Here is an 8,850-nt window from a genome sequence, read left to right as displayed (position 1 = left end):
CACGTGCTCATGAAGCCGTACGAGTCGGTATCGGTGCGCGGTGTGAAAGTGAAGCACATCGGTGACGTGCGCCCGCTGTCGAGTACTATTTCGCTCAAGGTGCGTAAGCGGATCGCCGCGGCCGATACTCTGTTCAATCAGGATCCGATTGGCGAGCTCGTGATTGCGACGCCGGACAGCGCGCTGGACTCGATGGCGACGATCATCGCTGTCGATTTCCAGCGATAGTCAGCACCGGAGGGTTGAATCGCGGGCACGGCGGCCCGCGCCACTGAAAGCGAGGATCAGGGAGCTGCGGTGAAGCTCCAACCGTACTGCTTTCCGTTGACGGTCATTGCGACGCGATACGACTCTCCGCCGACGAGCGGATCGCGCACCATCATTACTACCTGGCCGAAAGACTTGAGGGCTTCACGGCCGTGCGCCTGAGTTCCGGGGTCGGGATTTGTGTAGCTTCCGGAATCGTAGGGACAGGTCCCGACCTTCGTTCCCGCCGCCGCGCCGCTGGTCTGAGTCAGCGACGCGTCGGTAATCGTGGCCGGCACCCACATGCCGAGCTGGAGCGTGATCGCTGGCGCGTCCGCTGGGTAGCCCGGACACGACGACACCGGATTCGGCCATTCACCCTTGTATCCGCCGGGCTTGACTGTCGCGCCGTCGGGCGGCACTTCGATCGGCGTCGCAAACGCATGCCCGCCGACCGGAGACAGCGGCAGGTCGCTTTTCCAATCGAGCGATGCCGCGCAAACGGTCTCTCCGCAATACTCGCCGAAGCCTACCTGCTTCAGATTGGGATTCACGAGTTGCGGGCGATGGAACGGTCCGGCAATCCACGATTGAATTGCCCTGGTCATTCGCTGCTCGCTGGTGAGACTCCTTTTGCCCTGGAACATCACGTCGCTGGCGCGCGCGGCCTTGAGACCCTCGGCCGAATAGCCCGACTTCGATTCGTCCTCGGTATGCAACAAACCTCCGAGATTTACGTTTCTGGCGAGCGTGGGTTCATAGTTCGTTATCAGATACTTCGAATGGGCGAGGCAGCCGCTGCTCAGCGCCGGATCCTCGTCCACCGGCGGCACATTGAGTCGCGTGCGATACAAATTCAGCGTTGCGAGCCAGTTCGTGGATAAGCCGGCGGCGGCAGGAGTCTCCTCGGCCATCGGCGAGATCGGCGGCATCGTGCTCGCGGGCCGCTCCGGCGCGAACTTCGGCGCGGTCGCGCCAGGAGTCGCGCGATTCCTCGCTCGCGCGGTCCGTCGAGGACGCGGCGACGCGGCCGGCGCAGCCTCGGTCGCTGGCGGCGCGCTCGCGGGCGGCTCGGTGAGTGCGGGCTCGGTGGGTGCCGGCTCGGTCGCCGGCGCCGCGGTCTTTGCCGACGTTGGGAATTTGGCGATCGGCGTGAATGTCGTCTGCGTATCGGCGACCTTGAAATTCCACAGGTAGGTCTTACTGTCCGCGGTGATCGAGACCGCGTAGCGCGACCCGGCCTTCAGCGGCTCGCGCGGGACAATCACCACCGCGCCTGCGTCACGCAAATTCCAGTAGCCGTACTTCTGCGCGGCTGCGTTCGGATTTTGATAACTCGGCGCATCGAACGCGCAATGCTCGATCGGCTTGCCATCTTCGGTCAAAGAATGTGCGGTGAGTTTCGTGTCCACCAGTCGGCCGAGTTGCAGCGTGACGGGAAGTCCGACCGGCCTCGCGTAACCCGGGCAGCTGGCGAGCGGGTCGGGCGCCTCGAGTCCTACCCAGTCCAGCGCCACCGCGGCACCGTCGGGCGGAAACTCAATCGCGCGCGCATAAGTCTGCTGCTCTTCGGGCGTCGGCGGCAATCGCAGCGCGGCGACCCAGCATCCACCGCTCGAGGCCTCGCCATAACCGGCCTCGGTCAATGCAGGATCGAACACCGCAAGGCGATGGAACGGGCCCTCGATCCAACGATCGATCTGCTGCTGCACGTCGTACGAGCTGCATCCCCACGAGAGCTGGAGATTTTGCGCCGCGCGCGCGCCGCTTGCCGAGTACCCGCTCTTGCCGGGCTTCTCTTGATAGGCGTCCGCGCCCATCGGTTTTGCACTGCGCAAAGCTTCGCCGAAATTCAGCAGCAGGTAGCGCGCGTGCGCGGCGGCGCCGGCACTCAGTTCGGGATTGTCGCGAATCGAATCGAGCCCGAGGCTTGAGCGATAAAAGTTGACCCGCTCCAGCCACGTCATCGACGACGACGCGGAGAAATGTGATGTGGGTGCCGAGACGGGAAGTTTCGGCGTCGATGCCGCCAGCGGCTCTGCCGTCGGTGCGACGTTAGCGACATAGGCGGCCGGTCCCGGAAGGTTCGTCGCTGGCGCCGACGGTGCCGCGAGCGGAGTCGATGCACTGGCAGCTACAGTGTTCGCAGCGACAGTCTTGGCAGCTACGGGGATAGGCGGCTCGACAGGCTTGGAAGTCGCTTGCGGATGAGCCAACGCCGCTATCTCTGCGAGCGTTGCGCTGAACAGTCCCCATTTCTCAATGTGATCCGCCAATCCGACTGCGACGAGCACAGCAATAACCGCAATCGCACGCAGGTTGCGCCGCCAACGCCGCCGCTTCAGCGCATCTGGATCGATAAAGCGATACGGGGCCGCGCCGCCGAACCGTAGAATGTCGCCGTGCTTGAGCTCCTGCCTGCGACGAATCTTTCGCCCGTTGACGAAGGTGCCGAGCGCCGACTTGAGATCGACGACGTAGTAGCGGCCGCGCACATATCTGATGACTGCATGACGATCGGCGACGCTCGCATCGGCGAGCCGCAGTCCCGATCCTTCAGCGCTGCCGACGCCTGCTTCATCGCGCGCAAGCAGCAGCAGCCGCGTGCCTGACGCGTCGCGATCTACCGCGAGCAGGCGCGCGGCCTGCGGTCTTTTCAGCACGTGCGGCTACTTCCGCTCGAACCGCTCGACCTGGCAGCCATTTAGAAAACGAACGCGGCACCCTTCGCGGGTTGCGCGGTGGGCGTTTGCGTACAGTACGGCGCCGGCCCGGTCTCGTTGTTCGCCGCCCGATCCGCAAGCATCTTCGCGAGATCCTGCTGGCAGGTATTCTCCCCGGTTTGATAGTAGCGATAGCGGGTATCGGTGCTTGATTGGTCCGGCGGCAGGACCAGCACCGGTCCACTCATTTTCGTAGCCGCCTCCGGCGTCATCCCAGTGTCAGTAAGACTTTGCGGCACCGGCGCGGGCTTTTTGGCTTTCCAGAACGGCACTCCGGGAATACCCACCGATTGCAGGTTGCCCGACTGATCCTCGGTCCACTCAAAACATCCGGCGAGCGCGCAACAGCAGATCGCTACCACAACTAATACCGCGAATCTCAAGATAACCTTCCCCCTGCTTCAACTCGATCCGGCAACCCTCAGTTAACGGGGCGCACTAAATCATGGCGCAATGGAGAATGTCCAGTCGTACCGCTTTCCATTTGCGCTCAAATGAACCTCGTACTTCCCGCCCTTGTCGAGCGGACTGCGCGGAATGAGTACAACTGTGCCGTAAGATTTCAGCACGTTGCGTCCCAGCTCTTGTGAGTATGCATCGGGATTCGAGTAGCTAGTCGAGTCTATACCACATGCTTCGACGGCGGCGCGGCTCCCGTCGGCTTTTGCCCGCGCGACTGAGTATTCGCCGAGATGAGTATCGATCCAGTCGCCGAGTTGAACTGTAATGGCCAGTCCGCTCGGCGCCGCATAGCCGGGACAACTCGTGAGTGGATTCGGCCATTCGTTCTCGAACGATCTTATAGCTACAGTTCCGCCGTCAGGCGGAAACTCGATCGGCTCGCGCTCTGCCGCACGGAGCGGCATCTTCCCCTGTGAACCTTTCAAGAGGTTGAGTCCCGCCGCGCACGCTTCCGATTCGCAGTAGAGTCCGAAGCCAGCGCTGGTCAATCGCGGGTTGATTATCGGCATGCGATGGAACGGCAGCGCCATCCACCCGTCGATCGACCACTCGGGCGAGCCCCATCCGCCGGGGTCAGCGGAAACCCCTCGCATCGACCATACGTCCATGTCACTGGACTTGGCGGCTTCGATTCCTTCGGGCGTGAAATCCAGTTTGGCCGGATCCTCGGTATGCATTTCGGCGCCGAGACCACTGCTCATGATCGCGTCGTGGAAATTCTTGACGATATACATCGTATGCGCGCGGTCACCCTTGCTCGCGTCGGGATCTTCCACAATTGGCGGCAGTTTCACCATCGCGCGGTAGTAGTTCACTCGCGTCAACCATCCAGGTCCGGCGGACGCAAGAACCGCCGAGGCTGATGGAACCGAGCCTGCAGTTGCAACCGACTTTGACGACGCCGACTGAGTATTGATCGCCGAAGGTGCGGAGCTGGACTCGCGCGGCGAAAGCCCTGCCGCGGGTTCCGGCGTGGCGGGTCCGAATGCGTTTCGATAGCGAGCTATGGCGAATCCGGCGAGGAACATCACCGCCAGGATCACAAATCCTCGCCGCATGCGCTTCGCGACCGACGCCGGGTCGAAAGCAAAACGCGCAGAGCCGAACTTGACTTCGTCGCCGGGCTTGAGCGCGACCGGTTTTTGCACTCGACGGCCATTGACGAACGTGCCGTTAGTCGAGCCGAGGTCTGCCAGCTCGAAGCCGCCTGGCGTGCGCGTAATCGTGGCGTGACGGCGCGAAACAGTGGTGTCATCGACCACCACGTCGTTCGACGGATGACTGCCAATAGCTATTGTCGGCTTTTCGAGTGAGTATTCGCGCGACGGGGAAGTGCCTATTGTAACGAGACGGTTGTTCGTGGCTCCCTGCTTCGCCGGCATCGATCGCTTAGCCCAGGTTCCAGAAGCGGCCGACGTTCTGCGACGCCCGCTCGATCATCGGCATCACGCGATCGCCGCCATCGCCAGCGCGAAGCGGCTCGTCGGCGTCGCGTCCGAATTCGTCGATCACCGCGCGTCCCGACTCGGCGATTGCTTCGAGATCGTAGCCGCCTTCGAGCGCCGCGACCAACTTCCCGCCGCAACATTCCGCCGCCAGCCGTTTCACCCGCCGCGCCATTGCTCCGAATCCCGCCTCGGTCAAGCTCATCTGCGCGAGCGGATCGCGTAAGTGGCCGTCGAACCCCGATGAAACAAGGATGAATTCGGGTTTGAAATGGCGCCCGATCGGCATGATCAGCCGATCGAACACGCGCAGATATTCGGCGTCGCCGAATTCCGCGGGCATCGGCAGATTCACAGTGAACCCCATCCCCGCGCCGTACCCGATTTCGTGGAGCGAGCCGGTGCCGGGGTAGTGCGGAAACTGATGCGTCGATACGTACAGCACTTCGGGCGATTCGTAAAATATGTCCTGCAAGCCGTTGCCATGATGGACATCCCAATCGACGATCATCACGCGCTTGAGGCCGCGCGATTCGATTAGCCACTTCGCGGCGATCGCGACATTGTTGAAGAAGCAAAATCCCATCGCCCGATTAGGCAGTGCGTGATGCCCCGGCGGACGGACAATGGCAAATCCATTATCTATCGCTCCGTCCATCACCGCCTCGACCGCGGTGAGCACGCCGCCGGCCGAAAGCAGCGCGGTCTCATACGTATCGCGCGAGCTATGGGTGTCCGGGTCGAAGTCGAATCGGTCGAGTGACGCCGTCCGCGCCACTGTCGCCACATATTCAGGCGTGTGACAGCTCGCGATTTCCTCGTGCGTCGCTTCGCGCGGCGCCATCATCTTCAGGTCCGGCCGGGTGAGCGACTCCGCCATCTCGATCATCGCCGCGACCCGCTCCGGACGTTCCGGATGCGCGCGGCCGGCGAAGTGTTTCAGGTAGCGGCGATCCGCGACGACCCCGGTTTTATGCATCGTTGACACCCCAGTCACGTATGATGATTAACTGGCATGGCGCGCTTGCGCGGAATTTTTCCGCGCCTCGCACAGTCGTCGAATTGCACGCGTCGGTGGTCATCGAAGTTTGCCTGATCTTTTTGAAATAGCTCTGATCCTCGCGATCGCGCTGATTGTCGTCGGCCCCGAACGCCTGCCTGAAGTTATGCGTACGGTCGGAAAAATCTTGCGCGAGCTCCGCCTGGCGAGCAATACCGTCCTCCACGAACTGACCGACGTCCTCGACGAGCCGCCCGCTAATACTCCGCCGCCACCCAAGTCCTCGCCTGAGGCTGTGAAGCCGCCGCCCGCGCCGCCGGCTATCCAGCCGACCGAGAATAAATAGCTGGTCATCCGCACCGTGACTAGCGAGGATATCACACCGCCAGCGGTCATCGAGGCGACGCCCGAGCAAGCCGGGATGTCGCTCATCGAGCATTTGAAGGAACTCCGCACGCGCCTGATTCGCGCCTTCATCGCCATCGGCGTCGGCTTCATCGTCGCGTACATGATCAGAAATCCGCTGTTCCATTTCCTGACCTATCCGATTCGCGAGGTCTCCGGGGGCAAGGTGCTGCTCATCGGCACCGGTGTTGGCGAGGCGTTTTATACCGAGATCAAGGTCGCACTAATCGCGGGTCTGTTCATCGCGAGTCCCGCGGTATTTTACGAGGTCTGGAAATTCATCGCACCGGGTTTGTACGAAACCGAACGCCGGCTCGCCAAGCCATTCGTCTTCTTCGCTACGATTTTTTTCGTGCTCGGCGGATATTTCTGCTGGGCCGTTGTGTTCAAGGTCGGCTACAAGTTTTTTCTCGATCAGTACGCGACCATCGGCGTGACTCCGACCCTCCGCATCAGCGAGTACCTGGCCTTCTCGTCTAAGCTCCTGCTGGCGTTCGCGCTCACATTCGAGATGCCGATTTTCGCGTTCTTCTTTACCAAGCTCGGCATGATCGACCACAAAATGATGTTCGGCTACTGGCGCTACGCGCTGGTCGGAATCTTCGTGGTCTCCGCGATGCTGACTCCGCCCGACATGATCTCGATGCTGCTCCTTGCGATTCCATTGACCCTGCTCTACGTAATTAGCGTCGGAGTCGCGTGGATGTTTCGACTCAAGCCCGAGGAAAAACCGGCCGCGACTACTCCACACCAACCTGAAGTTGTTTGAGCGTGGAGCGAATCGAGCAGAGGTCCCATGGCAAGAATCATAACTTCGCCCGTCGCCACCGGCGCGCCCGGCATTTCACCGCGATGGACCCGCAGCGCCAAAGACGCGGTCTGCACCGCATATTCGTCGGCGAGCCGGCTGTGGTTCACAACTTCGGCCGGCGTGCTCGACGAGATTTATTTCCCGACCATCGATCAGCCGCAGGTCCGCGATCTACAGTTCCTGATCACCGACGGCGAAACGTTCTTTCACGAGGAACGCCGCCATCTCCAGTCCACCACCGAGTACATCGCCAATGAGGGCCTCGCCGTAAAGATCGTCAACCACTCGCCCGACGGCCGCTACAATATCTTCAAGGAAGTCATTACCGATCCGCATCAGCCGACCTTGCTCATCAACACGCGGCTCGAGGGCGACCCGGAGCTGCTCAAGAAACTTCACCTGTACGTTCTGCTCGCGCCGCATCTGTGCGTCGGCGGATGGGGCAACAGCGGCTACCTGAGCAAGATTGTCGGCCATGAGTTCCTCACCGCGAACAAGAATGGCGTCTGGCTGGCTTTAGGAGCCATGACGCCTTTTCTCAGGACGTCATGCGGATACGTCGGAATTACCGACGGATGGCAGGACCTCCACTCCAACTTCAAGATGGACTATCAGTTCGCCGCCGCGCTCGACGGCAACATCGCGCTCACCGCCGAGATCGATTTGAGCAAAGGCTACTCCTTCACGCTCGGCCTCAGCTTCGGCCGCGAGCTCAATCGCGCCGTCACTAGTCTGTATCAATCGCTCGCCGACCCTTTCCCCGAGCATCGCGCCCGCTTCCTCGAGCAGTGGGAGCGCGCGTGCCGGCACTCGCTCCCACTCGCCAAATTTTCGGGCGACGGTGGCGCCTTGTATCACCGCGGATCCGAGCTGCTGCTCGCGCACGAGGACAAAACTTATCCTGGCGCGTTGATCGCGTCGCTCAGCATCCCGTGGGGCGAGGCCAAGAGCGACGACGACCTGGGCGGATATCACCTGGTCTGGACCCGCGACATGGTCAACAGCGTGACGGGCTTGGCCGCCACTGGAGAGGTCTCGACGGCGCTGCGCGCGCTCATTTATCTCGCGTGTGCACAGCGTCCGGACGGCGGCTTTCCGCAGAATTTCTGGATCGACGGCAAGCCTTACTGGAACGGGGTTCAGCTCGACGAAGTTTCGTTTCCGATGACGCTCGCGTGGCGGATGCACAAGGCCGGCGCGCTGAAGGATTTCGATCCGTATCCGATGGTGTTGCGCGCGGCGCACTTTCTGGTCGATAACGGCCCGCCCACGCCGCAGGAGCGATGGGAAGAGAACGCCGGCTATTCGCCCTCGACGCTGGCCGCCAATATCGCGGGGCTGGTCTGCGCCGCATGCTTCGCGCGCGACCGCGGCGATTTGGTGACGGCGCAATTCCTCGAGGACTACGCAGATTTCCTCGAAGCGCACGTCGAAGCCTGGACCGTCACCGACGACGGCTTCCTCGTCCCCGGCATCAAGCGCCACTACGTGCGTATCAATCCCATCGACATCAGCGATCCCGACGCCGCCGAAAGCATCGAGGGCAAGCGCGTCTTCATTCAGAATCGTCCGCCGGGAGCGCAGGCGGAATTTCCCGTCGCGGAAATCGTTGACGGCGGATTTCTCGAGCTGGTCCGCTACGGCATCCGCAAGGCCGGCGACGCGCTGATGGAAGATTCGCTGCGCGTCATCGACGCGGTGCTCAAGACCGACTTCCCCGCGGGTCCATGCTGGCGCCGCTACACTCACGACGGTTAC

General features: G+C 62.0%; 7 protein-coding genes and 1 pseudogene. 4 read left to right on the top strand and 4 right to left on the bottom strand.

Annotated features, from left to right (window positions below; all coding sequences use genetic code 11):
* Window positions 1-228, top strand: a pseudogene (locus tag VIW95_RS10570) (alpha-L-fucosidase); the annotation flags it as partial.
* Window positions 229-284: 56 nt separating this feature from the next.
* On the opposite strand, the gene VIW95_RS10565 reads toward VIW95_RS10570, so the two are convergent.
* From VIW95_RS10565 to VIW95_RS10550, 4 genes are read right to left on the bottom strand one after another with little or no spacing between them, the layout of a single operon-like run.
* A complete protein-coding gene (locus VIW95_RS10565) occupies window positions 285-2,909 on the bottom strand; it encodes a CAP domain-containing protein (protein WP_331586186.1) in 2,625 nt (874 codons plus the stop codon).
* Between the two features lie 41 nt (window positions 2,910-2,950).
* A complete protein-coding gene (locus VIW95_RS10560) occupies window positions 2,951-3,352 on the bottom strand; it encodes a hypothetical protein (RefSeq protein ID WP_331586185.1) in 402 nt (133 codons plus the stop codon).
* Between the two features lie 60 nt (window positions 3,353-3,412).
* Window positions 3,413-4,813 (bottom strand): FHA domain-containing protein, encoded by a 1,401-nt coding sequence (locus tag VIW95_RS10555; protein WP_331586184.1) that lies wholly within the window; start codon window positions 4,811-4,813, stop codon window positions 3,413-3,415.
* 7 nt (window positions 4,814-4,820) lie between these two features.
* On the bottom strand, window positions 4,821-5,855 hold the full coding sequence (locus tag VIW95_RS10550; RefSeq protein WP_331586182.1) for a histone deacetylase: 1,035 nt from the start codon (window positions 5,853-5,855) through the stop codon (window positions 4,821-4,823).
* 109 nt (window positions 5,856-5,964) lie between these two features.
* Between VIW95_RS10550 and VIW95_RS10545 the strand changes: the two genes are divergently transcribed.
* The 3 genes from VIW95_RS10545 to VIW95_RS10535 all read left to right on the top strand — a co-directional run.
* Window positions 5,965-6,222: a Sec-independent protein translocase subunit TatA/TatB gene (locus VIW95_RS10545; protein ID WP_331586180.1), complete on the top strand. Its 258-nt coding sequence runs from the start codon at window positions 5,965-5,967 to the stop codon at window positions 6,220-6,222.
* 15 nt (window positions 6,223-6,237) lie between these two features.
* Window positions 6,238-7,050: a twin-arginine translocase subunit TatC gene (gene tatC, locus VIW95_RS10540; RefSeq protein ID WP_331586178.1), complete on the top strand. Its 813-nt coding sequence runs from the start codon at window positions 6,238-6,240 to the stop codon at window positions 7,048-7,050.
* Between the two features lie 27 nt (window positions 7,051-7,077).
* Window positions 7,078-8,850 (top strand): glycoside hydrolase family 15 protein (locus VIW95_RS10535; RefSeq protein ID WP_331586176.1); only part of this gene is annotated, 1,773 nt, incomplete at its 3' end.

This window comes from Binatus sp. (SeqCode) (genome assembly GCF_036522015.1).
Lineage (GTDB): Bacteria > Desulfobacterota > Binatia > Binatales > Binataceae > Binatus.
This window is presented reverse-complemented; position numbering and strand designations above follow the sequence as displayed.